The organism is Streptomyces zaomyceticus (assembly GCF_014656215.1).
Taxonomy (GTDB): domain Bacteria; phylum Actinomycetota; class Actinomycetes; order Streptomycetales; family Streptomycetaceae; genus Streptomyces; species Streptomyces zaomyceticus.
On the sequence record NZ_BNBZ01000042.1, the window covers coordinates 13,430 to 38,496 of the forward strand.

Genomic DNA, 25,067 nt, shown 5'->3' on the forward strand with positions numbered 1-25,067 from the left:
TCAGAACCGCATCGCCTGCGGCGACTCCCGCCGCTCGGTGTCCGGGCCCGGGTACTCGCGGATGATCTCGTACCGGGTGTTCCGCTCGACCGGCCGGAAGCCCGCGTCGCGGATGAGGTCCAGCAGGTCCTCGCGGCCCAGCTTGTTCGGCGTGCCGTAGTTGTCGGCGTCGTGCGTGATCTTGTACTCGACGACCGAACCGTCCATGTCGTCGGCCCCGTGCTGGAGCGCGAGCTGCGCGGTCTGGACGCCGTGCATGACCCAGAAGACCTTGACGTGCGGCACGTTGTCGAAGAGGAGCCGGGAGACCGCGAAGGTCTTCAGGGCCTCGGCGCCGGTCGCCATCTTGGTGCGCGCCTGGAGCCTGTTGCGGATCTTGCCGTCCTGCATGTCCACGAAGTCGTGCTGGTAGCGCAGCGGGATGAAGACCTGGAAGCCGCCGGTCTCGTCCTGGAGCTCGCGCAGCCGCAGCACGTGGTCCACGCGGTGACGGGGCTCCTCGATGTGCCCGTACAGCATGGTCGAGGGGGTCTTGAGCCCCTTCTCGTGGGCGAGCCGGTGGATCCGGGACCAGTCCTCCCAGTGGGTGCGGTGGTCCACGATGTGCTGCCGGACCTCCCAGTCGAAGATCTCGGCGCCGCCGCCGGTCAGCGACTCCAGACCGGCTTCGATGAGCTCGTCGAGGATGTCGGAGGCGGACATCCCGGAGATCGTCTCGAAGTGGTGGATCTCGGTGGCGGTGAAGGCCTTCAGGGAGACGTTCGGCAGGGCCTTCTTGAGCTCGGAGAGCGAGCGCGGGTAGTACCGCCAGGGCAGGTTGGGGTGCAGCCCGTTGACGATGTGCAGCTCGGTGAGGTTCTCGTTCTCCATCGCCTTCGCGAGGCGCACGGCCTCCTCGATGCGCATGGTGTACGCGTCCTTCTCGCCCGGCTTGCGCTGGAAGGAGCAGTAGGCGCAGGAGGCGGTGCAGACGTTGGTCATGTTCAGATGCCGGTTGACATTGAAATGGACCACGTCGCCGTTCTTGCGCGTCCGGACCTCGTGGGCCAGACCGCCGAGCCAGGCGAGGTCGTCGGACTCGTACAGGGCGATGCCGTCCTCACGGCTCAGCCGCTCACCGTCCCGGACCTTCTGCTCCAGCTCGCGCTTGAGCCCAGCGTCCATCTGCGGCCGCCTCCCTTTTCTCCGAAATCTGACGTCGTCGTTCACCGTACTCTCAGCCGTTCCGTCAGCTTTCTTCGGGCAGCTCTCCGACCCGGTTCTCCCACTTGGTGGAGAGCACGATCGTGGTGCGGGTGCGGGAGACGCCCTTGGTGCCGCTGAGCCGGCGGATCGTCTTCTCCAGTCCGTCGACGTCGCTCACACGGACCTTGAGCATGAACGAGTCGTCGCCGGCGATGAACCAGCAGTCCTCGATCTCGGCGAGGTCCTTGAGGCGGCGGGCCACGTCCTCGTGGTCGGCGGCGTCGGAGAGGGAGATGCCGATGAGGGCGGTGACGCCGAGGCCGAGCGAGGCGGCGTCGACGGTGGCGCGGTAGCCGGTGATGACTCCGGCCGCCTCAAGACGGTTGATGCGGTCGGTGACGGAGGGGCCGGAGAGCCCGACGAGCCGGCCGAGCTCGGCGTACGAGGCACGACCGTTCTCGCGCAGAGCCTGGATGAGCTGCCTGTCCACGGCGTCCATAGGTATGAAGCCTTCCATTGTCCAGCGATACCGCGAGTTTAGGTATAGAATCTAAGGTACACAGGGGCGACACCCTGTGAATCTTTTAGCTGATCAAAGACGATCTTTCAGGAGTGGTGTTCACCGTGTACACGATCGAGATGGCCTACGCCCGTATGCGCGAGCTGCAGGACCTGGCCAACCGCTCGCGTGCCCACCAGCCGACCGCCGCCTCGAAGCGTGCCGACAAGAAGCACGCCAAGAAGCGCTAATCCGACCGGGGGGTCGCTCCACCGAGCTCTCCCTCCCACCGGCGGTACAGCCGATGCGGCACCCCTGCCGCGTCGAGCACCCGCCCGGCGACGAAGTCCACCAGATCCTGGATGTGCGTCGCCCCCGCGTAGAACGCCGGAGAGGCGGGCAGCACCACGGCGCCCGCCTCGTCCAGCGTCACCATGTGCCTGAGCGTCTGTCCGTTCAGCGGGGTCTCCCGCACGGCGACCACCAGCGGCCGCCGCTCCTTCAGCGTCACGCTCGCGACCCGCTGCAGCAGGTCCTTCGAGAGTCCCAGTGCCACTCCCGCCACCGCGGCGGTCGAGGCGGGCACCACCAGCATCCCCTTCGCCGGGTACGAACCCGAGGACGGCCCCGCGGCCAGGTCACCGGCCGCCCAGTACCGCACGTCGTCGAGGGCGTCGGAGAGCTCCGGAGCCGATACGTCGAAGGTGTCGGGCTTCCCGTCGGCACCGCGCGCCAGCCAGGTCGCCAGGTCCTCCCGCCAGTGCGCGTCCCGGAAGGAGAGCCCCGTCTCGTCGAGCAGCGTGAGCCGAGAGGCCCGCGACACGACGAGGTCGACGCTCTCCCCCGCTGCAAGGAGACCCCTCAGCACGGCGGCGGCGTACGGCGTACCCGAAGCCCCGGAAACCCCCACGATCCAGGGGATGCGCTTGCCGTCGTTCATGCCGCCGAGCCTATCCGTCATCCGGGCGGTGCTACGGGGTGAGCCCGCGGACCAGCAGGTCCAGCAGGGCGCACACGAAGAGGGTGATCCCGATGAAGCCGTTCGTCGTGAAGAACGCCCGGTTCAGCCGGGACAGGTCGTGCGGCTTCACGATCGAGTGCTCGTAGCAGAACGCCGCCGCCACGATCACCAGGCCGGTCCAGAAGAAGAGACCGGCGTCGGTCACCAGGGCGTACCAGACGAGGAGCCCGGTGGTGACGACCGCCGAGGCGCGGGCGCCCCACAGCGCGGCCGGGATCCCGAAGCGGGCCGGCACCGACATCACACCGTGGGCCCGGTCCGCCTGGACGTCCTGGCAGGCGAAGATCAGGTCGAAGCCGCCGATCCAGACACCCACCGCGAGGCCCAGGATCACCGCGTCCCAGGACCACTCCCCGGTCACCGCGAGCCAGGCGCCGATCGGCCCTATGGCCTGCGCGAGACCGAGGATGGCGTGCGGGAAGTTCGTGAACCGCTTGCCGTACGGGTAGACCACCATCGGCACCACGGCGAGCGGCGCGAGTGCCAGACAGAGCGGGTTGAGCAGGGCCGCGGCGCCGAGGAAGACGACGACGGCGATTCCGGCCCCGGTCCACGCCGAGCGCACGGACACCGCTCCGGTCACCAGCTCGCGGTGGGCGGTGCGCGGATTACGCGCGTCGATCTCGCGGTCGATGATCCGGTTGCAGGCCATGGCGAAGGTCCGCAGACCCACCATGCAGACGGTGACGAGGAACAGCGTCCACCAGTGGATGTTCTTGTCCGTCTGGTACATCGCGGTGAGCGCGGCGGTGTACGCGAAGGGCAGCGCGAAGACCGAGTGCTCGATCATCACGAGCCGCAGGAACGACTTCGTACGGCCCGGCTGGGCGCCGGGCACGGCGGCCGTGGTCACAGCCCGTACTCCTTCCAGCGGCGGTCCACGAGGGCGGCCGTCGCCGGGTCGGACTCGACCATGTCCGGCCAGCCGCCGTCCCGGGTGTAGCCCTCCTCGGGCAGCTTCCTCGTGGCGTCGATACCCGCCTTGCCGCCCCAGAACTGCTGGTAGGAGGCGTGGTCGAGATGGTCGACCGGTCCCTCGACGACCGTGAGGTCACGGGCGTAGTCGGTGTTGCCGAGGGCCCGCCAGGACACCTCGTGCAGATCGTGGACGTCGCAGTCCTTGTCCACGACGACGATCAGCTTGGTCAGCGACATCATGTGCGCGCCCCAGATGGCGTGCATGACCTTCTGCGCGTGCTTCGGGTACTTCTTGTCGATCGAGATGATCGCGCAGTTGTGGAAGCCGCCCGACTCCGGCAGGTGGTAGTCGACGATGTCCGGCACGATGATCTTGAGGAGCGGCAGGAAGAAACGCTCCGTCGCGCGCCCCAGCGGGCCGTCCTCGGTCGGCGGTCTGCCGACGACGATCGACTGCAGCAGCGGACGCTTCCGCATGGTGATGCAGTCGATCTTCAGCGCGGGGAAGGGCTCCTGCGGCGTGTAGAAGCCGGTGTGGTCGCCGAAGGGACCCTCCGGCAGCATCTCGCCCGGCTCCAGCCAGCCCTCGACGACGACCTCGGCCTGCGCCGGGACCTGGAGCGGAACGGTCTTGCAGTCGACCATCTCGATCCGCTTGCCCTGCACGAAGCCGGCGAAGAGGTACTCGTCGATGTCGCCGGGCAGCGGGGCCGTCGAGGCGTACGTCACGGCCGGCGGGCAGCCGAAGGCGATCGCGACCGGCAGCCGCTCGCCCTTCGCCGCCGCGACGGCGTAGTGGTTCCGGCTGTCCTTGTGGATCTGCCAGTGCATGCCGATGGTGTGCTTGTCGTGGCGCTGGAGGCGGTAGAGCCCGAGGTTGCGGACCCCGGTCTCCGGGTGCTTGGTGTGGGTGAGCCCCAGGTTGAAGAAGGAGCCGCCGTCCTTCGGCCAGGTGAACAGCGCCGGGAGGAGGTCGAGGTCGACGTCGTCCCCGGTGAGCACGACCTCCTGGACGGGCGCGTTCTCGGCCTTCACCTTCTTCGGCGGCACGTGCACCATCGAGCCCAGCTTGCCGAAGGCCTCGCGGACCCCGACGAAGCCGTGCGGCAGCTCGGGCTTGAGCAGCCCGCCGATCTTCTCGCTGATCTCGCCGTACGACTTCAGACCGAGGGCCTTGAGCAGCCGGCGGTCGGTGCCGAAGACGTTCATCGCGAGGGGCATCGAGGAGCCCTTGACGTTCTCGAAGAGAAGCGCCGGGCCTCCTGCCTTGTTCACCCGGTCGACGATCTCCCCGACCTCCAGGTACGGGTCGACTTCGGCCTTGATGCGCTTGAGGTCGCCTTCGCGCTCGAGGGCCCTGAGCAGCGAGCGGAGATCGTCGTAAGCCATAGGGGTCAGTATCGGTCACCGGCTACCCTTGACCTGTCACCGGGGCCGCCGAAACGCGCCCCCGCCACCGCTTCCAGGGGGCTGTCCCACATGCTCAGGGCGCTGCTGTTCATCCTGCCGCTGGCGCTGATGATCTACGCCTTCATCGACTGCCTGAACACCCCGGAGGAAGAGGTCAAGCACCTTCCGAAGCCGGTCTGGGCCATCGTCGTCCTGCTGTTCTCGGTGGTCGGCGCGATCGGCTGGATCGTGGCGGGCAAGGAACGGCGCCCGCGGACCGGGCGCGGAGCGGGAACGGGCGGCTGGGTCGCCCCCGACGACAACCCCGAGTTCCTGAAGTCCCTCAAGGACGAGAAGCGGGACGACATCCCCGACCCCGACCCGCGTGCGGACGAGGACCCGAAGAAGCGCGAGCGCGACGAGGACACCGAGAACTGATGGAGCTCCGGCTCCTGACCACCTTCGAGAAGGTGGCGACGGTCCTCTCCTTCACCCGTGCCGCCGCCGACCTCGGTTACGCGCAGTCCAGCGTCACCGGCCAGATCCGCTCCCTGGAGTCCTCGCTCGGCGTGGAACTCTTCGAGCGCCTCGGCAGCCGCATCCGGCTCACCGAGGCCGGGGAGCGCCTCCTGCCGTACGCCCGCCGGATGGGCGAGCTGGCCGAGGAGGCCCGTACCGCCGTCGCGAGCGCCGCGGAGCCGTCGGGGACGATCGCCGTCGGCACGATGGAGTCCCTCACCTCCTACCGGCTGCCGGCGCTCCTGGAGTACTTCCACCACCGCTACCCGGCGGTGCGGCTGACGCTGCGGCCCACGCTCGGCGACGAGACCCGGCAGGCACTGCGGCAGGGCACGTACGACGTCGGCTTCCTGATGGAACCGGACACGGAGCACGAGGGCCTGGAGTCGGAGGTGCTGGCGCCCGAACCGCTGGTCCTGGTGGCGGGCCCGGACCATCCGCTGGTCGGCCGGACGGGCCTGACCGCCGCCGACCTGGCAGGGGCGCGGCTGGTGGGCACCGAGCCGGGCTGCCCGTACCGCGACCTCTTCGAGGCGGAGCTGCGGGAGTGGGCGCCGCCGTTCATGGAGTTCGGCACGATCGAGGCGACCAAGCGCGGGGTGGCCTCGGGGCTCGGGGTCGCGCTGCTGCCCCGGGTCGCCGTCGCGGCGGAGCTGACGTCCGGGACGCTCGTCGCGCTGGACTGGGAGGCGCCGTTCACCCTGTTCACCCAGCTCGCGTGGCGGCGGGGGAAGCGGCTTCCGGCTCATGTCCGGCTGTTCGTGGAGCAGGCGCGACGACTCGTGCGGGAGCAGAGCCCGACAGGGTGACCTTGAGGCTCGCGAGGACGATCAGCGGGACGCCGAGCGCCTGGACGAGCCCGATGTGGTGCCCGTACACCGCCCAGTCGACGCCCATCGCGACCGCCGGGTAGGTGAAGGCGAGGACCGCGATCTTGGCGGTGGGCAGCTTGGCGTAGGCGGCGTACATCAGCACGTACATCAGCCCGGTGTGGACGATCCCGAGCCCCACGAGCCACAGCCAGCCGGTGCCGAGCCCGCCCACGGCCCCGAAGTCGGCGAACGGCAGCAGCAGCGGCAGACCGGTCAGGACCTGCACGAGGGCGATCAGATGCGGCCGTACGCCGGTGATCCGCTTGGTCACGAAGGTCGCGAGGGCGTAGAGCACGGCGGCGGCAAGCGCGAACCCGAGCCCCTTGAGGGACGCCGTCTCCCCGGGCCGCACCCCGGAGACGAGGACGAGTCCGGCGAAGGCCAGCGCGAGCCATCCGAGCTTCCCCGCGGAGATCCGCTCCCGCAGGAGGACCGCCCCGAGCAGCACCAGGAAGAAGGGCTGGGTGTGGTAGACGACGGTGGCCAGGGAGATCGAGGTGGCCTCGTACGCCTCGAAGAGGAACACCCAGTTGAAGACGATGAACACCCCGCCCAGCGCCGCGAGTCCCAGCTTCCGCCCGGTGAACCCGTGCCCGGTGAAGAACCCCCGCGCCAGGCTGTACGCCCCGAGTGCGGCGGCCCCGAACAGGCACCGGAAGAACACCACCTCGAAGGGTGAGGCCCCGGACTCGACGACGAAGACGCCGAGGGTGCCGGAGAGCACCATGGCGAGGGTGAGTTCGACGGTTCCCCGCGTTTCGTTTCTCATGGGAACGACGCTACGAAGCGGGCCCGGAGCGGTCCACGGGCCAGTGGGGGAAGCTCCCGATACCCCCGATCGGCACAGCCGATCGCTCCGCCTCCCCGGGGGCGGCGGAGCGATCGGGGGGCGTCAGTTGTCGGAGCCGACGGTGTTGTCGTGGCCGGCGTTGAAGACGTCGTCGTGGGCGAACTGGAGCCAGTCGCCGAACACGACGGTGTGCGAGGTCTCCGGCTCGTATTCGACGTACACGTCGGCGCAGGCGGCACCGGCGGCGCCGAGGACGAGGGCACCGGTGGCGAGGGCGGTCAGCAGGGAACGCATGGAGGACCTCTCGGTAGAACGACGGAAACGCCCCGCGCGACGGCGGAGCACCCGCAAGCCAAGCCCACCCGCCGCCCGTCCCCCCGCGCACCCGGCCGGTACGGCCCCGGGCCTCAGCCGATCGGCGGAGAAGTGGACCGTTCCACCGGCGCGCGAATGGACCGGAGCGGTGGGACACCCGATGCCTGACGTTGCTCTGTCGGCAACGGTGGGCGACTCACGGGCCGCTCCGGCCCAGGGAGTTCCGTGCTCACACGCTTCATGCCGGCCCCGGGGCCCGCTCGGACAGCCGGCCCGGCCGCCGGCCGGAGATCCACCGGCAGGCCGGGTTCACGGACGTGACGAGGACGTCAGGGCAGGGTGGGCGGCGCCTGGTGGCAGGGGCACGCGCACACGAGATGACGGACCCCCTGCACGCCGCTGTCGCGGGGCACGTGGTCCCGGCAGCGGTCGTGGCGGCCGACCGTGCAGCGCGGTGAGGTGAACTCCGGCTCGGGCTCGGTCGTGAGCGCGTGGGTCAGCAGCGACAGACTCACGGCGTCGGCGATCTCCGGCGTCACCCACCAGCCGTCACCGGCCCGGTCGCGGTGGTGGCCGTCGTGCCCGACGGCGAGCACGCAGACCGAACCGCCCCACACCGCCCGTACCACGTCCGCGACGGCGAACACGGACCGTCGCGCCCCGCAGCGGCTCATCGGGCACTCCCGGCGTGGATGTTCCGCTGGTCGACATCGACCCCGACCGTCGCGAACCACAACGCCCGCCGGCGCCGCCGCTGCACGGCCCGAGCCGAGGCCGCCGCGAGGTAGGGCCGTTCCAGGGGCGACCGAGCGCCGTCGAGGAGCGTCGTCTGCTCCCGGGCGTACGGAGAGCGCCGGGTCGGGACGCGATGGCGCGGCGCGGGGGCCGCGGAGGGGCGGGGCCGGGGTGAGCGGTGGGCGACCGGCCGGGGCCGGTGCCTGCCGGTGGGCGGCAGGGTCAGCATGAGCAGCCAGAGGAGAAGCGGGATCCAGGCCCGGCCCAGTACTCGCGCGATAGGGTTCCGCACGTCATCAACTCCGTTGGTAGTTGGTGGCCATGCCCCGGGGCCGGTTGCAGCGGTCGCCGGGGTCTTCCGTTCGTGCCCACACCGTAGTGCGTGATGCACCGTGATGCATCACGATGTAGCTAGAGCCACCCAAACGTGCCTTTGTATGACTATCTAGCGTTGGACCATGACCCTTGACCCGAAGTCGGGACGCCCGCTGTACATGCAGCTTGCCGACGTGATCGCAGCGAAGATCGCGACCGGGGAGTACGCCCCTGACCGGGTGATCCCCACACCCGGCCGATTCGCCGAGGAGTACGGCATCGCCGTGCTGACCGGCCGCCGGGCCATGCGCGAACTCCGGGAGCGCGGGCTGATCTACACGGTTCCGGGCAAGGGCTCCTACGTCACCCCCACCGACGCAAAGGACACCCCTTCGCCGGAGGCGTAGCCCCCGCTTCCCACGTGATACCGACGGCCCGGCGGGGAAGGCTCCCCGCATGGACCAGGAACAGGCCCGCAGATGGCTCGCGACCGCCGTCGCCGAGGCTCGTGCCGGGCTCGCCGAGGGCGGGATCCCGATCGGGGCCGCGCTGTACGGCGCGGACGGCGCGCTGCTCGGGCGCGGGCACAACCGGCGCGTGCAGGACGGGGACCCGTCGACGCACGCGGAGACCGCCGCCTTCCGGGCCGCCGGCCGGCAGCGCTCGTACCGGGGGACGACGATGGTGACGACCCTCTCGCCCTGCTGGTACTGCTCCGGTCTGGTGCGGCAGTTCGGGATCTCCCGGGTGGTCGTCGGGGAGGCGGAGACCTTCCACGGCGGGCACGACTGGCTGGCGGAGCACGGGGTCGAGGTCCTCGTGCTCGACGACCCCGAATGCACCGCGCTGATGCGGAAGTTCATCGCCGAACAGCCGGCTCTGTGGAACGAGGACATCGGCGATGAGTGAGTCGACGAGCCGAGCGGGCGGTACGGCGAGCCTGCCCACGATCGATCTGGCCCGCGCCACCGACCCGCAGCTGCCCGCCGTCGACCGCGCCCTGCGCGAGGCCGGCTTCCTCCTGGTGACCGGCCACGGTGTCGACCCGGGGCTCCGGGCCGAGATCCGGGCGGTCGCCCGGCGCTTCTTCCACCTCCCGCCGGAGGTCAAGGAGCGGTACGCGGTGCGGGTCGGCGGCCGGGGCTGGCTCGGGCCCGGCGCGGAGGCCAACGGGTACGCGGAGGGCACAGTGACCCCGCCCGACCTGAAGGAGTCGCTCTCCTTCGCGGCGGACGAGCCGACCGGGGACCCGGCCGTCGACGCCGAGTGGTTCCTGCCGAACAGCTGGCCCGCCGAGGTGCCCGAGCTGAAGCCGCTGGTGGAGACGTATCTGGCGGGGATGAAGGAGCTCTCGGACCGGGTCCTGGACCTGCTCGGCGTGGCGCTGGGCGAGGAGCGGGACTTCTTCACCCGGCACACCGGACACCCCACCTTCGGCTTCAACATCAACTGGTACCCCGGCCGGGAGCGGACCGGCGACCCGGAGCCGGGCCAGTTCCGGATCGGCCCGCACACCGACTTCGGCACGGTGACCGTCCTGGACCGGGAGGCGGGCAAGGGCGGGCTCCAGGTCTTCACCGACGCCGGCGGCTGGCAGGACGCCCCGTACGATCCCGCCGCCTTCACCGTCAACATCGGTGATCTGATGGCCGGTTGGACCGGTGGGCGGTGGCGTTCGGGACGCCACCGGGTGCTGCCCCCGCCGGCCGACGCACCCGCGGAGGAGCTGATGTCGCTGGTGTACTTCTACGAGTGCACCCCCGGGACGACGATCCACGGCATCGAGTCCCACGGATATCTGCGGGCCCAGCTCGACGCGATCGCCACGGACTGACGCCCCCCGCACTCGGCCGCTTCAGCACACCCATGAGCCGATGTTTATGTCGTACGCTATGTTTATCGCGTAAACCTGATGCGATGATCCTGCCCACGGGAGAGGTCCATGCCTCGCGCAGATCGTTCCGCCCGCCCCACCGGCTCCACCGGCTCGACCGACCTGAGCGCGGTCGCCGACCTGCTGTGGCGTGCCGACCCCGCACATCCCGAGCGCGCCGAGGAGACCCGCCCCCGGCTCGGCGTCCGGCTGATCGTGAACACCGCCGTCGCCGTCGCCGACGCCGAGGGACTGGACGCGCTCTCGATGCAGCGCGTCGCCTCCGAGCTGGGCTGCAGCGCGATGGCGCTCTACCGCCACATCCCCGGCAAGGACCAGCTCGTCGCCGCGATGACCGACGCCGCCACGGGCCGACCCCCCACGCCACCCCCGCCCTCCCCCGGCTCCCCTGCCACACCCTGGCGCACCGAGGTCGAGGCATGGGTGGAAGCGCTGTGGAATCTCTATCTCGGCCACCCGTGGATGCTGCGCGCCCCCACCCTGAGCGCGCCGGTCGGGCCGAACGAACTCGCCTGGTTCGAGGCGCTCCTCAGCCCCCTCCACCGGTCCGGCCTCGACCGCCGGGAACTCATCCCGGTCGCCACGTTCGTGTCCAGTGCCGTGCGCGATCTGGCACGGGTGGCCACGGAGCTCGACCCCGCGGGTGCCGCCGCGTACGGCGAGGTCCTGGCCCGGCGCCTGGACCCGGCGCGCTTCCCCACCCTGTACTCGCTCGCGGGCGAGGAAGGCCTCGACGAGGCGGAGGACGGCGATGTGACGCCGATCGTCCGCCACGGGATGGAGTTCCTGCTCGACGGCATCGAGGCCCGGATCACGTCCTGAGCCGAAGCCCGGATCGAACCCCGCGCCGAACCCCGGGCCGAACCCCAAGCCGCGCCAACTCTCCTACGACGGAAGGAAGAACGACATGAACGACATCTCCGTACGACGGCTGATGAGCGTCTGCGGCATCGCCGCCGGCTTACTCGCCGCGGTCGGTGTCCCGCTCTACTTCGTGTACTCCGGAGCGCCGCCCGCTTCGAACGTCCTCGCCAGAATCCTGCTGAACATCCTCACCTGCGGCGCCCTCCTGGTCTTCCTGACCGGGCTGCGCCATCTGATCCGCACCGCGGGCGCCGGCTACGAATGGCTCGCGAGCCTGGTGTTCGGCTCCGGACTGGCGTACGTCGTCGTCACCCTGGTCGCCGCGTCGATCGAGGCCGGCACCGTCCTCGAACATCCCGACGGGACACTGGACCCGACGGTCGACGGCACACTGGCCCACGCCAACATGCTGCTGCACGGATCGGTCGCCAGACTCCTGACGGCGATCCTGCTGGCCGCCGCCGGATACGCGATCCTGCGCAGCGGGGTACTGCCCCGCTGGACCGGACGCCTCGCCCATGCCGTCGCGCTCGTCAACATCGCCTTCGTGCCGTCCCTGTTCTTCGGCACGGACGCCGCCGACTTCTACAGCGCCGTCGGCTGGGGCAACACCGCCCTGACCGCCGCGCTGGTCGTCTACTGGGCCCTGGCCGTCGGTATCGCGGTCAGGCCGCGCTCCTCCCGGCACCGGCCGCCGACGCCGCCGCGGCACGGCGCACGCCTGGCCTGAGGACACGCCTTCGCAACGACTCGACAGCAGACCCGAAAAGCCGACCGCTTTCCCAACACACCGTCGATATCCTTGAGTTGACTGTGACGGGGGTGACGGTTCGTGGACAGGGAGCTGTACGGCCGCGAGGCGGCCTTGCACGATGCCGGACTGGTCGCGCGCCTCAGCGGCCTCACGAAGCACGGCGCCTCCCGGGTGCCGTTCGAGCACGGCGACGACCCACCGGTCACCGTCTTCACCGGCGGGCGCGGCACCGGGAAGACGGCCCTGCTCAAGGAGGTCCGCAACCGCTACCGGGGATACACCCCGCTCGCCCTCCTCGACTGCGCGCACATCGAGCCGCCCGCCGACCACGGCCCCGGCTGGACCCCGCTCACCGGGGCGCTCTCCGAGCTCGCCGTACAGCTGTCGCCGAAGGTGCTCGGGGCCCGGCCCGTGAGGTTCCCCCGGCTGTCGCTGGGTCTGGTGGCCGTCGCCTCGCTCGGCTGGTCCCAGGAGGACGACGAGCGGGCCCGCCGCGACCTCCAGCGGCTCGGCCCGCTGCTGGCGACCGTCGACCCGACCAGGGGCGCCGCCACCCACTGGGTCGGCAAGGTCCTCGCCAAGCTGGCGGCCACCTTCGCCGAGGCCACCGTCCCGCTCGCCGGGCTGCTCGCCGAGGCGACCGTGGAGACCGTCCTGGAGGAGGTGTTCGGGCGTCTGCAGCGCGCCTCGGAGGCCTGGTACGGCACCTACCGGAACGCGGGCGGGCGCGGCAAGGCCGGTCTCCAGCAGCTCGCGATCGACTTCGAGCAGGGCGGTCGGCGGCGCGCCGAGGCCGAGGGCTTCCTCGTCGGCGCCCTGACCGAGGACCTGCTCCACCCGTACGTCGGAATCCGGCGCGGCGGCCGGATCGGCCGTCCCCTCGTCCTCCTCGACAACGCCCACGAGCCACTCGGCCGGCAGCTCGTCGAACCGATTCTGCGGGCCCGTGCCGAGGGCCGCCGCGACCGGGCCGTCGTCCTCGCCACCTCCCGGGTCCGCGAGCACGAGGGGCTGAGACACGCCACCCGCACCCGGCTGCCGGAGACCGCGCACCGGGCGCCCTGCCCGCGCGACACCCGTGTCGGCTCCGGCATCCTCGCCGTCGAGCTGACCCCGCTCTCCCCCTCCCAGACCCGCTCGGCCTTCGACCGCCACGACCCCACCGGCCGGATACCCGCCGAACTGGCCCGCGCGGTCCACCGATTGACCGGCGGACGTCCCCTCGGTGTGGCACTCCTCGGGCGGGCGGCCGGAGAGGCCCCGGAGCAGCTGCGGGCCGGCCTCACCCCGGGCGGACTGCTCGACCTGACCGTGGAAGTGCGCGAGGACGCCCCGCCGGTGCCCGTCGCCCCCACCCTCCTCGCCGAACTCCTCCCGGTCCGCCGCCCCGGCCCGTACGCCGTGCTCGCCGCCGCCCACGACGAGGAGTCGGCCCGGATGCTCGCCCACGCCCGGCTCCAGGGCGAGTCCCTGGACGGGGACGTGGCGCTGCGCGTCCGCGACCAGCTGCGCTCCGAGGACTGGCAGGAGGGCCCGGGCCACTTCGTCGCCGATCCCCTCCTGCGTGCCCTGCTCCTGCACCGGCTCCGCTTCGAGGACGGCGACGACCCCCGCTACACGGCCTGGCGGGCGGTCCACGAGACCCTGCACCGGCACTACGGCCCCGAGCCCGGCCCGTACCGGCTCCACCACGATCTGGCGCTCGGCCGCACCGAGGAGGCCGTCACCCATCTGCGGGTCACCTTCCCCGAGCAGGACGTCCTCGGCTGGCTGGGACGGCTGCGGTTCATCGGCGCCGCCCCCCACCCCCGGGAGCGGAACCGGACCGGGCCCGACCCGCGCAGGGCGCTCGCCCTCGGCCAGGGGCCGCCGGGAGACCTCCCGCCCGGTCTCGACGCCGACACCACCGAACTCCACCTGTCCGTACGGCGCCTGCTGCACGCCGTATGGCTGCTGACCGATCCGCTCGCACTGCCCGACGACGAGGTGGCCGACCGGCTCGCGCACGAGCTGCGCCGGCTCTCCGGCCGTCATCTGACGGGCAGCGGTTCGCTCTGGGACGCGGCCACCCACTGGCCGCGCGACATCCGTGCCTGGCGGGAGCTCTCGCTGCCGCCGGGCCGTGAGGACGGAGTCTGAGCATGCCCGACCGACCGCTCGACCGGCTGCGGCGCCGCGTCCGCACCCCCCGCCAGAAGCTCGTCGCCTCCGTCGTCGCCGCCGCCGTCGTCCTCGGCCTCGGCGGGTACGGCATCGCCCGGCTCACCACCCCGGAGGACCGTTCCTGCGCGGCGGGCGTCGAACGCCCGGAGGGCAGCTCCGAATGCGTCGGCGTCAACGGCGACGGCCATGCCTTCGGCATCCCCGAACTCGCCGAGGTCGCCCGTGCCATCGGCGCCGAGAACGCCACGCTGAAGGCCGGCGAGTACGCGACCGTCGCCGTCCTCCTGCCGATGACCTCCACCGACAGCGGCATGCGGGTCAAGGTCCTGCACGAGATCCAGGGCGCGTACGCCTACCAGTACCGGGCCAACCACGAGTCCAACAGCGAGACCCCCAAGATCCGCCTCGTCCTCGCCAACACAGGGAAGAACAACGCCCACTGGCGCGGCACCGTCGACCGGCTCGTCGCCATGACCGGCGCCCCCGACCTGCTGCGGGCCGTCTCCGGGGTCGCCACCTCCTCCACCGAGGTACGCGAATCGGTGGCCGCCCTCACCGGCGCCGGGATCGCCGTCGTCGGCACCACCATCACCGCCGACGACATCGCCAACGGACCCGGCCCCGGACACAACCGCTACCCCGGCCTCGCCCGGGTCTCCCCCACCAACAGCGACGAGGCCAAGGCCCTCGCGAACTTCGGCCGGGTCGACGCCGCCAAGGCGCTCCTCGTCCAGGACACCCGCAGCGGCGACCACTACACCGACACCCTCAAGGCCGCGTTCGCCGCCTCCCTCAAGGGCGCGCCCTACGAGCCGCAGCTCTTCACCTCGCCCGCCGACCCCACCGACGAGGGCACCACCGCCAACACCTTCCGCCAGATCACCCATCTGATCTGCGACACCCGCGCCGAGACGGTCTTCTTCGCGGGCCGCCACACCCAGCTGCGGCAGTTCATCAACGCGCTCGGGGCGCGCGGCTGCGTCGACCGCGCCTTCACGATCCTCACCGGCGACGAGGGCTCGTACCTGGGCGCGGACCGGAAGCTCGACCGGAACGCCCTCAAGGCGAAGCTGACCGTGCGGTACGCGGCGCTCGCCCACCCGGACGCCTGGCGGCCGGCCGCCGGGCGGCAGGTCCCGGCGACGGGCGGTTCGGTGGTGGCGTACTCGACGTTCCTGACGGACATCGCCCGCGCGTCGAAGGAGCCGGTGGCGCTCGCTGACGGCCAGGCGATCGTCGCGTACGACGCGATGGCGACGGCGGTCCACGCGATCCGCCAGGCCACCCCCCAGGGCTCCCAGTACCCGGAACTCGCGGACGTGGTCACCCAGTGGCCGCAGGTCAAGGGCTCGCTGCGGGTGCAGGGCGCGAGCGGCTGGATCTGCCTGGACAACTACGGCAACCCGTACAACAAGGCGGTCCCGATCGTGGAACTGGCCCAGGACGGCTCCCAGCGCTTCGTCCAGATCGCCTGGCCGGAGGGCCGCCCGCCCACCACGGCCTGCCTGCCCCCGAAGCGGGGCTAGAGGGTGCCCGGAAGACGGCCTGGCTCGCTCGGCCCGGAGGGGCCTCGGCCTACGGCTCCCACTTGGGCCAGCGCGCCTCGTCCCGCTCGTACAGCCTCCGCAGCTGCTCCCACCGCTCGGACGACCACGCACCCCAGTCGGTGCGGTCGCCGTCCAGCGCCGCGACCAGCAGCTCGAAGTGGTCGTGCCAGTCGGCGAGACGGTCCAGCCGTTGCTCCCGGCCGGCCCGCGTCTCGTGGGTGAAACGCAGCACGGTCGACCCGCCGTCGCCGGACGTCCCCGGCTCCAGATGGAACCGGATCCGTCCGTGCGTCGGATCGACCGTGTACTCGGCCACGTACGGGGGATCCCAGGCGGTCACCCGACCCGGGACCAGCGTGCCGGCGCCCCGCCAGCGGAGGCCGACCCGGCCGCCGAGCCGGGGTTCCAGCGGGTCCGCCACGCAGAGCCAGCCCGCCAGGCCCTCGGGGGTGGCGACGGCGTCCCACACGTCGGGCAGGGGGTGGGACAGCTCGACGGCGAACCGCAGCAGATGCGGTTCGCCGTCGTGGGTCTCGCACCTGCCCCGGGGTATCTCGCTCATACCTCAAGCGTCACCCCGGGACGGGCCCGGTGCCAGCTCAGACGCCGGCGTACGAGTGCTTGCTGTTCACGAAGATGTTCACGCCGTAGTAGTTGAACAGGAAGCAGGCGAAGGCGATGAGCGCGATGTACGCGGCCTTCCGCCCCTTCCAGCCGGCCGTGGCGCGCGCGTGCAGGTACGCGGCGTAACCGACCCAGGTGATGAAGGACCAGACCTCCTTGGCGTCCCAGCCCCAGTAGCGGCCCCACGCGTCGCCGGCCCAGATCGCACCGGCGATGATCGTGAAGGTCCAGAGCGGGAAGACGGCCGCGTTGACCCGGTAGGAGAACTTGTCGAGCGAGGCCGCGGACGGCAGCCGCTCCATCACCGAGCGGGCGAAGGAGCCCGGGTCGCCGCCGCCGGCGAGCTTGTTCTCGTACGAGTCGCGGAAGAGGTACAGCAGGGTGGCGACGGCGCCGAGGTAGAAGACCGCGCCGCAGAAGATCGCGGTGGAGACGTGGATCCACAGCCAGTACGAGTCGAGCGCGGGGACCAGCTGGTCACTGGGGGTCTTCAGCCAGGTGGTGGCCATGCCCAGGTCGAGCAGGACCGTCGTGACCAGCGGCAGGCCGAGCCAGCGCACGTTCTTCTTGGCGACGAGGAAGCCGAGGTACGCGCCGACCGCCACCGTCGAGAAGGTGGTGGAGAACTCGTACATGTTGCCCCAGGGGGCCCGCTGCACGGAGAGCGCCCGGGTGACCACGCCCGAGGCCTCGACCAGGAAGGCGAGGACGGTCAGCGAGACGGCGATACGGCCGTACAGATCGCCCTTGACGGTGCCGCCGGCCGCACCGGGGCCGTCCGGCACGTCACGGGAGCCGGCCGCGGACCGGGTGACGACCTTCGGCTTCTCCAGGACGGCGGTGCCACCGGCCTTCTTGACCTGGACGGTCACGGCGGAGGTGGCGGCCGGGGCGCGGGAGGTCAGCGCGGCGGCGGTGCGGCCGACCTTGCTGCGGCTGCCCAGCACCCACTCGGCGATGTGGGCGAAGAAGGCCAGGGTGTAGACGGCCATCGAGGAGTAGATGAGCAGGTCGCTCATCCGCGCCAGGCTCTCGTTGGTCGTGGCGGCGAGGATCACTTGTCGGCCTCTCCAGAAGGGGCGGGGTCTTCTGCGGGTTCTTCCGCGGGTTCCGGTACGTCTTCCGGATCGGCTTCGGGTGCCGGCGGCGCGTCCGCCGTGAGCGCGACCGCGAGGTCGCCGAGCTCCTCGGGGAGCTTGGCGGACTCGCTCCGGCCCAGGCCCGCCATCTCGACGACGGTCACGCCGTCCTCCCCGCGCACGGCCCGGACCCAGACCCGGCGCCGCTGGATGAAGAGCGAACCGGTCAGACCGGCGATCGCGGCGATCGCGCCCGTGAGGGCGAGCCCGTTGCCGGGCTGCTGCGAGATCTGGAAGCTCGCCCACTCCTTGACGTCCTTCTCGAAGGTGATCGAGCCGGCGCCGCCGGGGAGCGTCATGGTCTCGCCGGGCAGCAGCCGCTGCGCGAGCTTGTTGCCGGACGCGTCCGTGAACTGCTTCATCTTGGACTTGTCGAGCTGGTACACGTTCTGCGGAAGTCCGGAGTCGACCCGCAGGTCGCCGTGGAAACCGGTGAGCGCCATGACGGGGAAGTCGAGACCGGGGAACTGCGAGAACATCGTGCCCTTGCCGGCGCCCGCGAAAGTCGGCACGAAGAAGGCCTGGAAACCCAGCTGCTCCTTCTTGCCGTTCTTGTCGCGGTAGCCGTCCATCACCTTGATGGCGCCGGTGGAGGTGATGTTGTTGTCGACGGGCAGCAGCGGCACGGCGCCGTGGAAGACGACCTTGCCGCTGCCGTCCTTGACGGTGACGGCGGGCGCGTAGCCGTGGGCGATCAGATAGACCTTGGAGTCGCCCACCTTGAGCGGCTCGTTGACCCGGATGACGGCCTTCTTGTCGGCCCCGCCCTCGGAGTAGGAGACCTTCGCCTCGAAGGTGCGCGGGGTGCCGCGCTGCGGGCCGTTCTTCTCGTACGTGCCGTCGAAGGCGTCGAGCTTGAAGCTGAACGGCTCCAGCTCGTCGATGCCGAACTGCGAGCCGGACTTGAAGTCGTCGTACTGGGTGAGCGTGTTGGAGAAGCCGTCGCCCTCGACGATCAGCTTGCCGCCCTCGGACTTGAAGAGCTGGCCCCAGGCGAAGGCGACGAGCATGACGATCAGGGCGACGTGGAAGGCCAGGTTGCCGGCCTCGCGGAGGTAGCCCTTCTCGGCGGCGATCGCGTTCCCGGCCGTGTGCGCGCGGAAGCGGCGTCCCTTGAGGAGGGTGAGCGCGGCCTCGTGGACCTGCTCGGGCTCGGCCCCGGTGCGCCACGTCGTGTACGCGGGGAGCCGGTCGAGGCGCTTGGGGGCGCCCGGCGGACGGCTGCGGATCTGGCCGACGAACTGCCAGCTGCGGGGCACGATGCAGCCGATGAGGGAGACGAACAGCAGGATGTAGATCGCGGAGAACCACACGGAGCTGTAGACGTCGAAGAACTGGAGCTTCTCGTACAGCGGCGTCAGCGTCTCGTGGGCGTCCTTGAAGGCCTGCGCCTTGATCTCGTCCACGCCGGTCTGCGGGATGAGGGAGCCGGGGACGGCGCCGAGCGACAGCATGAAGAGCAGGATCAGCGCGACCCGCATGGAGGTCAGCTGCCGCCAGAACCAGCGGACCCAGCCGACGATCCCGAGGGTGGGACCGCCGATGACGCTCTCGCCCCGGTCCTCGACGGGGGCCGTGGAGAGCTGGGCGCCGGCCGCTTCGTCGGCCCTGCGCTCGGTCTCCGTCGTATCGGTCTTGCTCATGGAACTCAGATCCCCACCGTGAAACCGCTGGACCAGCCCTGCATCGTGGCGACCATGTTGTCCCACGCGCCCGTGAGGAGCAGGACGCCGGTGGCGATCATCATGCCGCCGCCGATCCGCATGACCCACACGTAGTGCCTCTTGACCCATCCGAACGCGCCGAGCGCCTTGCGGAAGGCGACGGCGGCGACCACGAACGGTACGCCGAGGCCGAGGCAGTACGCGAAGGCGAGTATCGCGCCGCGGCCCGCGCTGGCCTGCTCCAGGGCGAGGGCGTTGACCGAGGCGAGCGTCGGGCCGATGCACGGGGCCCAGCCGATGCCGAAGAGCGCGCCGAGGACCGGCGCGCCGACCAGACCGGCGACGGGCTTCTTGTGGAAGCGGAACTCGCGCTGGGTGAACCAGGGCATCAGGCCGAGGAAGAAGACGCCCATGAGGATCATGAGCACGCCGAGGACCAGGTTGAGCGTGTCGCTGTACTTCTGGAGGTACGTCCCGAAGTAGCCGAAGAGCGCCCCGCCGGAGACGAACACGGCGCTGAAGCCGAGGACGAAGAGGAGGGCGCCCGCGGTCATCCGGCCGCGGCGGCTCTCGGCGAGGTCGGTGCCGGAGACGCCGGTCACGTACGACAGGTAACCGGGGACGAGCGGGAGCACGCACGGCGAGAAGAAGGAGACCAGGCCGGCGAGGAGGGCGACGGGGAAGGCGAGGAGCAGGGCTCCGCTGGTGACCGTCTCGTTCACCGGCTCACTTCTCCTTGAGGAGGGGCTCGATCATCGACCGGAGCTTCTCCTCGTCCAGCGCCATGAGCGAGCGGGCGGCGATCTTGCCCTCCTTGTCGAGGACGACGGTGGAGGGGATGCCCTGCAGGCTGAGGGTGCCCTTGGGGAAGCCGAAGAGGATCAGCTTGCCCTGCGGGTCGTAGAGGCTCGGGTAGGGCACCCCGTAGTCCTCTTCGAAGGCGATCGCGGGCTGCTTGTTGGGGTCGCGGGTGTTGAGCCCGACGAACTCGACGCCCTTGCCCTTGAGGTCCTTGGCGACCTTCGCGAAGTGCGGGGCCTCGGCGCGGCAGGGGCTGCACCAGGAGCCCCAGGCGTTGAGGACGACGACCTTGCCCTTGAGGTCGGCGACGTCGAGCTGCTTGCCGTCGAGGGTCTCGCCCGCGAGCTTGCCGGTGGAGGCACGCTTCCCCTGGGGCGCGGTGGCGATACCGCCCGTGTTGGTGACGAAGTTGGTGTTGCCACCGCCGCCCGACTTGCCGTTGCTGTCGCCGCTGCAGGCCGAGAGCGTGAGGGCGGCGGACAGCACTCCGACGGCGAGCAGGGTGCGTCGAGGGGCACGGCTAAGGCTCATGTGAAAAGTTTCGCATGGGCGTTTGGGGGATCTTGGGCACCCCCCTACGTGCCCGTAAAGCCCCTTGTCAAGATCGCCTAAGCGAACACGGCGTCCGACTATGCGGACGGGGTGGACGAGGGTGCCGTGGCGGGCCTGAGGAAAGTATTCCAGCCGCCGGTCGGCTTCTCCCCCACCTCCAGCGAACGCAGCTTCTGGAGGATGTCCGGGTCCTGGACGTCGAGCCAGTCCACGAACTGCCGGAAGGAGACGAGCCGGACGTCCTTCTTCCCGGCCATTCCCTTGAGCGCGTCCTCGACGGCGTCCATGTAGATGCCGCCGTTCCACTGCTCGAAGTGGTTGCCGATGAAGAAGGGCGCGCGGTTCGACTCGTAGGCGCGCGTGAAGCCGCCGAGCAGCGCGTCGGTCGCCTGCTTGCGCCAGCCCGGGTAGCGCGAGGGCATTCCCTTGGTGGTGTTCTTCGACTGGTTGGCGAGCATGTTGTAGTCCATCGACAGGACCTCGAAGGAGTGCCCGGGGAAGGGCACGGCCTGGAGGGGGAGGTCCCAGATGCCCTGGCGCTTGGTCGGCCAGGTCTGCCGGCCACCGGGCGAGCTGGCGTCGTACCGCCACTTGAGCCGCTTGGCGGTGGGCAGCAGGTTGTCCTGGCCGAGGAGGCAGGGGGTGCGGCCGCCGACGAGCTCCTTGGAGTAGTCGAAGGGCAGCGGGTCGAGGTCGGTCCAGCCGCTGTTCGTCTTCCACTCGGTGACGAACTTCATGGCCTGGTCGATCTCGCTCTGCCACTGGGCCGGGGTCCAGTTGCCGACGGAGCCGGAGCCGCCGCAGAAGTGCCCGTTGAAGTGGGTGCCGATCTCGTGGCCCTCGAGCCAGGCCTGCCGGACGTACTTCAGCGTGTCCTTGATGTGGTCGTCGGTGAGGTAGCCGATGTCGGAGGCGCCGACGCGGTTGTTCGGAGGGCGGTAGAGGTTCGCCTTCGACTCGGGGAGGAGGTAGATCCCGGAGAGGAAGAAGGTCATCGCCGCGTCGTGGTTCTTGGCGAGTTCGAGGAAGCGCGGGAAGAGGCCGTTGCCGACCTCCCCGGCGCCGTCCCAGGAGAAGACCACGAACTGGGGCGGGGTCTGGCCGGGTTCGAGCGGGACGGGGGCGTCGGGCTGGTGCGGCTGCTTTCCCGTGTCGGCGGTGGAACCGTCGCCGATGGGCCGTGCGTCGTCCTTGGTCGGGGTCGCCGTACTCGGGTTCGAGGAGGCGTCACCTCCCTTGCCCGGACCGGAACGTCCGGACTTGTCCTGATTGCCGGTGCTGCACGCCGCGATACCCATCGCCGCCGCGGCACCAACGCCCGCTCCGAGCAGCCCCCTTCGACTGATCCCACTGATCCCGCGCATGACATCCCCATTCGCGCTGACGTATGACCTGAACGTCATCCAAACCGACAATGAGTGAGATGCCGGGAGGAACACGTAGGTTCCGGGAATTCGCACAAAAATTTCAGGGCGGTCGGTTGGCATGAACACCACCCGACCGCCCTGAACTGTGGACCGTGCACTCCCGCGCTGTCCAGTGGGGGGCCCCCGTTGCGGAGCCTTACGCTCCGAAGGCCTTCGCCTTCCCCTTGACCGGCTTCGCACCCGCCAGCAGATGCGCCGGAACGAGATCCCGGGCCGGCTCGCTGTACCCGACCGAGACGATCTTGTCGCCCTGGTACGTGAACGAGGTCAGCGAGGCCAGCGTGCACTGCCGCCGGCGCGGGTCGTGCCAGAGCCGGCGCTTCTCCACGAAGCTGCGGACGATCCAGATCGGCAGCTGGTGGCTGACGCAGACCGCCTCGTGCCCCCGGGCCGCGTCCTTCGCCGCGTCGAGCGCGCCCATCATGCGGACGACCTGCTCGACGTACGGCTCGCCCCAGGACGGCTGGAACGGGTTGGTCAGGTGCTTCCAGTTCGCCGGCCTGCGCAGCGCCCCGTCCCCGACACCGAAGGTCTTGCCCTCGAAGACGTTCGCCGCCTCGATGAGCCGCCCGTCGCTCGCCAGATCCAGACCGTGGGTCTTGGCGACCGGCATCGCCGTCTCCTGCGCCCGCTCCAGCGGGGAGGCGACGACGTACGTGATGTCCCGGGCGGCCAGGTGCTCGGCGACCCGGTCCGCCATCTGCCGGCCGAGCTCGGAGAGGTGGTAGCCGGCGCGGCGCCCGTAGAGGACACCGTCGGGGTTGTGCACCTCGCCGTGCCGCATCAGGTGGACGACGGTGATGTCCTGGTCGCTCTTCGGGGAGCTCGTCGCGCCGCTCGTGCCCTCGCTCATGCCCTCGCTCATGCCGTCGCCTCCGCGGCGGCGCGGGCGGCGGCCGGCAGGGCGGCGGCGATGCGCTCGATCGCCCGCTCGTCGTGCGAGGCCGAGACGAACCAGGACTCGAAGGCGGACGGCGGCAGGTAGACGCCGTCGGCCAGCATCGAGTGGAAGAAGGCGTTGAAGCGGAAGGCCTCCTGCTGCTTCGCCTCGTCGTAGTTGCGCACCTCGTCGGCGGTGAAGAACACCGAGAACATGTTGGACGCGGTCTGCAGCCGGTGCGCCACGCCCTCCTTCGCCAGCGCGCCGGTGACCAGGCCCTGGATCTCCTGGGAGACCGCGTTCACCTTCTCGTACGCCGCGTCGTCGAGCAGCCGCAGCTGCGCGAGCCCGGCGGCGGTCGCGATCGGGTTACCGGAGAGGGTGCCCGCCTGGTAGACCGGCCCGGCCGGGGCGAGGTGCCCCATGACGTCGGCGCGGCCGCCGAACGCGGCGGCGGGGAAGCCGCCGCCCATGACCTTGCCGAAGGTCAGGAGGTCCGCCTTCACCCCGTCGACGCCGTACCAGCCGGCCTTCGAGGTACGGAATCCGGTCATCACCTCGTCGGAGATGTACAGCGCGCCGTTCTCCCGGCACAGATCGGCCAGACCCTGGTTGAAGCCCTCCGCCGGCGGGACGACGCCCATGTTGCCGGGAGAGGCCTCGGTGATGACACAGGCGATCTCGCCCGGGTGCGCGGCGAACGCGGCCCGCGCGGCCTCCAGGTCGTTGTAGGGCAGCACGATCGTGTCCCCGGCCTGCGCGCCGGTCACGCCGGGCGTGTCGGGCAGCCCGAGGGTGGCGACACCGGAACCGGCCGCGGCGAGCAGCGCGTCCACGTGGCCGTGGTAGCAGCCCGCGAACTTGACGACCTTGGCACGCCCGGTGAACCCGCGGGCGAGCCGGATCGCGGACATCGTGGCCTCGGTGCCGGAGGAGACGAGGCGCACCTGCTCGACCGGCTCGACGCGCGCCACGATCTCCTCGGCGAGCGCGACCTCGCCCTCGCCGGGCGTGCCGAACGAGGTGCCGCGGGCCACGGCGGCCTGCACCGCGGCGGTGACCTCGGGGTGCGCGTGACCGAGGATCATCGGCCCCCAGGAGCACACCAGGTCGACGTACTCACGGCCGTCCGCGTCGGTGAGGTAGGGACCGGAACCGGACACCATGAACCGGGGCGTTCCGCCCACGGCCCGGAAGGCACGCACCGGTGAGTTCACGCCGCCGGGCGTCACGAGGGAAGCGCGGTCGAAAAGCGTCTGTGAGACTGGGGCTTCGTATGAATACGGCACTGTGATCCTGACCTGCGAGAACGACTTCGGGCACGACATCGGGAACGGAGGGACGGCGTGGACATCCTGGGTATTACGCCGGGGCGTTCGCCCTCCGCGTCTGCGAAACTGGGGCGTCATAGGGATGACTCACGGAATCCATGGTGTCAGAGGCCACGGCGTTCTTGCGGACAGGTGTTTCACCGTACGAACGTGGGGGAGGTCACTGACACGATGATCGGGTTGCGCGGCGGGGTCGTGTTGCCGAGAAAAAGCAGTCGGGTGGAGATATGCATCGCGGTGGCGGACCGGGCGAGGGGACGGACGATCTGGGTCCGGAGTCTGCCCGCCGGGGGAGGCACCGGCGCCGGCGGAGCGAAGACCCGAGCTCCGGGAATCCGGGCGCTCCAGGCACTTCGGGCACACCCGGGAGAGCGGGTTCCCCGGGAGAACCGGTCACCGGAAGCGGGAGTGGCCGGTTGGGGGTGACGTACAAGTACTTCGGCGCGCCCGACGGCGCCACGGCGGCCCGCGTCCCGATCTCGATGCGCCCGGAGGAGCTCGGCGGCGACGAGCTCGGCATGGGCGGCATGTTCACCAAGATCAAGCCGGAGACCATAGCGGCCATGGTCCTGACCGGCATCCAGGGCATGCCCCTGAACAAGGTGCCCCCGCTGGAACTGGTGGTGCTCCACCCGGACTACGCGGTGGTGAAACTGCCGATGACCGTGGTCGACCCGCTCCGTGCGATCGGCGAGGAGTCGGTCGGTGCCGCGGCCTTCATCTGGTCCACGGTCCCGGACCGCGGAGGCCCGCGCGACGCCTTCGACGTCTACCAGCTGCTCCACGAGTGGCAGGACTTCTCCGTCCGCCTCCACGAGGCGGGCCATCAGCCGTACTGCCTGGTGTGGCCGTAGGGATCCGGTAACACC

At 70.7% G+C, this 25,067-nt stretch carries 28 protein-coding genes; 11 read left to right on the plus strand and 17 right to left on the minus strand.

Annotation, left to right across the window (positions count from 1 at the left end; genetic code table 11):
• Together mqnE and IE311_RS33295 are read right to left on the minus strand one after the other, a co-directional pair.
• A complete protein-coding gene (mqnE, locus tag IE311_RS33290) occupies nucleotides 1-1,164 on the minus strand; it encodes an aminofutalosine synthase MqnE (protein ID WP_189835609.1) in 1,164 nt (387 codons plus the stop codon).
• A 64-nt stretch (nucleotides 1,165-1,228) separates the two neighbouring features.
• The gene (locus IE311_RS33295) at nucleotides 1,229-1,684 is read right to left on the minus strand and encodes an Lrp/AsnC family transcriptional regulator (protein WP_189835610.1); all 456 of its coding nucleotides are present in this window, start codon (nucleotides 1,682-1,684) and stop codon (nucleotides 1,229-1,231) included.
• Between the two features lie 113 nt (nucleotides 1,685-1,797).
• Between IE311_RS33295 and IE311_RS33300 the strand changes: the two genes are divergently transcribed.
• A complete protein-coding gene (locus IE311_RS33300; protein ID WP_167346897.1) occupies nucleotides 1,798-1,935 on the plus strand; it encodes a hypothetical protein in 138 nt (45 codons plus the stop codon).
• On the opposite strand, the gene IE311_RS33305 is transcribed toward IE311_RS33300, so the two are convergent.
• The 3 genes from IE311_RS33305 to IE311_RS33315 are packed head-to-tail and all read right to left on the minus strand — an operon-like array spanning nucleotide 1,932 to nucleotide 5,012.
• Nucleotides 1,932-2,624, minus strand: a complete 693-nt coding sequence (locus tag IE311_RS33305) for a UbiX family flavin prenyltransferase (RefSeq protein WP_189835611.1) — start codon at nucleotides 2,622-2,624, stop codon at nucleotides 1,932-1,934. The two genes, IE311_RS33300 and IE311_RS33305, sit on opposite strands and share 4 nt — an antisense overlap.
• Nucleotides 2,625-2,655: 31 nt before the next feature.
• Nucleotides 2,656-3,558, minus strand: a complete 903-nt coding sequence (mqnP, locus tag IE311_RS33310) for a menaquinone biosynthesis prenyltransferase MqnP (RefSeq protein WP_189835612.1) — start codon at nucleotides 3,556-3,558, stop codon at nucleotides 2,656-2,658.
• A complete protein-coding gene (locus tag IE311_RS33315) occupies nucleotides 3,555-5,012 on the minus strand; it encodes a menaquinone biosynthesis decarboxylase (RefSeq protein WP_189835613.1) in 1,458 nt (485 codons plus the stop codon). The genes mqnP and IE311_RS33315 overlap by 4 nt, the downstream gene beginning before the upstream one ends.
• 90 nt (nucleotides 5,013-5,102) lie before the next feature.
• On the opposite strand from IE311_RS33315, the gene IE311_RS33320 reads away from it, so the two are divergent.
• Complete coding sequence (locus IE311_RS33320) at nucleotides 5,103-5,450, plus strand: PLD nuclease N-terminal domain-containing protein (protein WP_189835614.1); 348 nt, start codon at nucleotides 5,103-5,105, stop codon at nucleotides 5,448-5,450.
• Nucleotides 5,450-6,340, plus strand: a complete 891-nt coding sequence (locus IE311_RS33325) for a LysR family transcriptional regulator (RefSeq protein ID WP_189835615.1) — start codon at nucleotides 5,450-5,452, stop codon at nucleotides 6,338-6,340. Before IE311_RS33320 ends, IE311_RS33325 begins: the two co-directional genes overlap by 1 nt.
• Here the strand turns inward: IE311_RS33325 and IE311_RS33330 are convergent.
• The 4 genes from IE311_RS33330 to IE311_RS33345 all read right to left on the minus strand — a co-directional run bounded on the left by IE311_RS33330 (nucleotide 6,237) and on the right by IE311_RS33345 (nucleotide 8,535).
• The gene (locus IE311_RS33330) at nucleotides 6,237-7,172 is read right to left on the minus strand and encodes a DMT family transporter (RefSeq protein WP_189835616.1); all 936 of its coding nucleotides are present in this window, start codon (nucleotides 7,170-7,172) and stop codon (nucleotides 6,237-6,239) included. The two genes, IE311_RS33325 and IE311_RS33330, sit on opposite strands and share 104 nt — an antisense overlap.
• Before the next feature lie 123 nt (nucleotides 7,173-7,295).
• Nucleotides 7,296-7,487 (minus strand): hypothetical protein, encoded by a 192-nt coding sequence (locus tag IE311_RS33335; protein ID WP_189835617.1) that lies wholly within the window; start codon nucleotides 7,485-7,487, stop codon nucleotides 7,296-7,298.
• A gap of 350 nt (nucleotides 7,488-7,837) precedes the next feature.
• Nucleotides 7,838-8,182, minus strand: coding sequence for a hypothetical protein (locus tag IE311_RS33340; RefSeq protein WP_189835618.1), 345 nt, complete (start codon nucleotides 8,180-8,182; stop codon nucleotides 7,838-7,840).
• Complete coding sequence (locus IE311_RS33345) at nucleotides 8,179-8,535, minus strand: hypothetical protein (RefSeq protein ID WP_189835658.1); 357 nt, start codon at nucleotides 8,533-8,535, stop codon at nucleotides 8,179-8,181. The genes IE311_RS33340 and IE311_RS33345 overlap by 4 nt, the downstream gene beginning before the upstream one ends.
• Nucleotides 8,536-8,701: 166 nt before the next feature.
• Here IE311_RS33345 and IE311_RS33350 point away from each other — a divergent pair, with 166 nt between their 5' ends.
• The 7 genes from IE311_RS33350 to IE311_RS33380 all read left to right on the plus strand — a co-directional run bounded on the left by IE311_RS33350 (nucleotide 8,702) and on the right by IE311_RS33380 (nucleotide 15,759).
• Nucleotides 8,702-8,965: a GntR family transcriptional regulator gene (locus tag IE311_RS33350; protein ID WP_189835619.1), complete on the plus strand. Its 264-nt coding sequence runs from the start codon at nucleotides 8,702-8,704 to the stop codon at nucleotides 8,963-8,965.
• Nucleotides 8,966-9,014: 49 nt separating this feature from the next.
• Complete coding sequence (locus tag IE311_RS33355) at nucleotides 9,015-9,467, plus strand: nucleoside deaminase (RefSeq protein ID WP_189835620.1); 453 nt, start codon at nucleotides 9,015-9,017, stop codon at nucleotides 9,465-9,467.
• Nucleotides 9,460-10,392 (plus strand): isopenicillin N synthase family dioxygenase, encoded by a 933-nt coding sequence (locus IE311_RS33360; protein ID WP_189835621.1) that lies wholly within the window; start codon nucleotides 9,460-9,462, stop codon nucleotides 10,390-10,392. The genes IE311_RS33355 and IE311_RS33360 overlap by 8 nt, the downstream gene beginning before the upstream one ends.
• A 108-nt stretch (nucleotides 10,393-10,500) precedes the next feature.
• Nucleotides 10,501-11,274 carry a TetR/AcrR family transcriptional regulator gene (locus IE311_RS33365; RefSeq protein ID WP_189835622.1) on the plus strand — a complete coding sequence of 258 codons (774 nt, stop codon included), beginning with the start codon at nucleotides 10,501-10,503 and terminating at the stop codon, nucleotides 11,272-11,274.
• Nucleotides 11,275-11,359: 85 nt separating this feature from the next.
• On the plus strand, nucleotides 11,360-12,046 hold the full coding sequence (locus tag IE311_RS33370; RefSeq protein WP_189835623.1) for a hypothetical protein: 687 nt from the start codon (nucleotides 11,360-11,362) through the stop codon (nucleotides 12,044-12,046).
• Nucleotides 12,047-12,148: 102 nt separating this feature from the next.
• Nucleotides 12,149-14,209: a hypothetical protein gene (locus IE311_RS33375; RefSeq protein WP_189835624.1), complete on the plus strand. Its 2,061-nt coding sequence runs from the start codon at nucleotides 12,149-12,151 to the stop codon at nucleotides 14,207-14,209.
• Nucleotides 14,210-14,211: 2 nt separating this feature from the next.
• Complete coding sequence (locus IE311_RS33380; protein ID WP_189835625.1) at nucleotides 14,212-15,759, plus strand: ABC transporter substrate-binding protein; 1,548 nt, start codon at nucleotides 14,212-14,214, stop codon at nucleotides 15,757-15,759.
• A gap of 49 nt (nucleotides 15,760-15,808) precedes the next feature.
• Here the strand turns inward: IE311_RS33380 and IE311_RS33385 are convergent, their stop codons facing one another.
• From IE311_RS33385 to hemL, 8 genes are all read right to left on the minus strand, one after another.
• Complete coding sequence (locus IE311_RS33385; protein WP_189835626.1) at nucleotides 15,809-16,342, minus strand: SRPBCC domain-containing protein; 534 nt, start codon at nucleotides 16,340-16,342, stop codon at nucleotides 15,809-15,811.
• 37 nt (nucleotides 16,343-16,379) lie between these two features.
• Complete coding sequence (ccsB, locus tag IE311_RS33390; RefSeq protein WP_189835627.1) at nucleotides 16,380-17,462, minus strand: c-type cytochrome biogenesis protein CcsB; 1,083 nt, start codon at nucleotides 17,460-17,462, stop codon at nucleotides 16,380-16,382.
• Nucleotides 17,459-19,186, minus strand: coding sequence for a cytochrome c biogenesis protein ResB (gene resB / locus IE311_RS33395; RefSeq protein WP_189835628.1), 1,728 nt, complete (start codon nucleotides 19,184-19,186; stop codon nucleotides 17,459-17,461). Before resB ends, ccsB begins: the two co-directional genes overlap by 4 nt.
• A gap of 5 nt (nucleotides 19,187-19,191) precedes the next feature.
• Nucleotides 19,192-19,929, minus strand: a complete 738-nt coding sequence (locus IE311_RS33400; protein ID WP_189835629.1) for a cytochrome c biogenesis CcdA family protein — start codon at nucleotides 19,927-19,929, stop codon at nucleotides 19,192-19,194.
• Nucleotides 19,930-19,933: 4 nt separating this feature from the next.
• Nucleotides 19,934-20,539 (minus strand): TlpA family protein disulfide reductase, encoded by a 606-nt coding sequence (locus IE311_RS33405; RefSeq protein ID WP_189835630.1) that lies wholly within the window; start codon nucleotides 20,537-20,539, stop codon nucleotides 19,934-19,936.
• Between the two features lie 98 nt (nucleotides 20,540-20,637).
• The gene (locus IE311_RS33410) at nucleotides 20,638-21,915 is read right to left on the minus strand and encodes a polysaccharide deacetylase family protein (protein ID WP_189835655.1); all 1,278 of its coding nucleotides are present in this window, start codon (nucleotides 21,913-21,915) and stop codon (nucleotides 20,638-20,640) included.
• A gap of 208 nt (nucleotides 21,916-22,123) precedes the next feature.
• Complete coding sequence (locus IE311_RS33415; RefSeq protein WP_229902330.1) at nucleotides 22,124-22,852, minus strand: histidine phosphatase family protein; 729 nt, start codon at nucleotides 22,850-22,852, stop codon at nucleotides 22,124-22,126.
• Nucleotides 22,849-24,195 carry a glutamate-1-semialdehyde 2,1-aminomutase gene (gene hemL, locus IE311_RS33420; protein ID WP_189835631.1) on the minus strand — a complete coding sequence of 449 codons (1,347 nt, stop codon included), beginning with the start codon at nucleotides 24,193-24,195 and terminating at the stop codon, nucleotides 22,849-22,851. Before hemL ends, IE311_RS33415 begins: the two co-directional genes overlap by 4 nt.
• Nucleotides 24,196-24,425: 230 nt before the next feature.
• On the opposite strand from hemL, the gene IE311_RS33425 reads away from it, so the two are divergent.
• Nucleotides 24,426-25,052, plus strand: a complete 627-nt coding sequence (locus IE311_RS33425) for a hypothetical protein (RefSeq protein ID WP_189835632.1) — start codon at nucleotides 24,426-24,428, stop codon at nucleotides 25,050-25,052.
• Nucleotides 25,053-25,067: the final 15 nt, after the last annotated feature.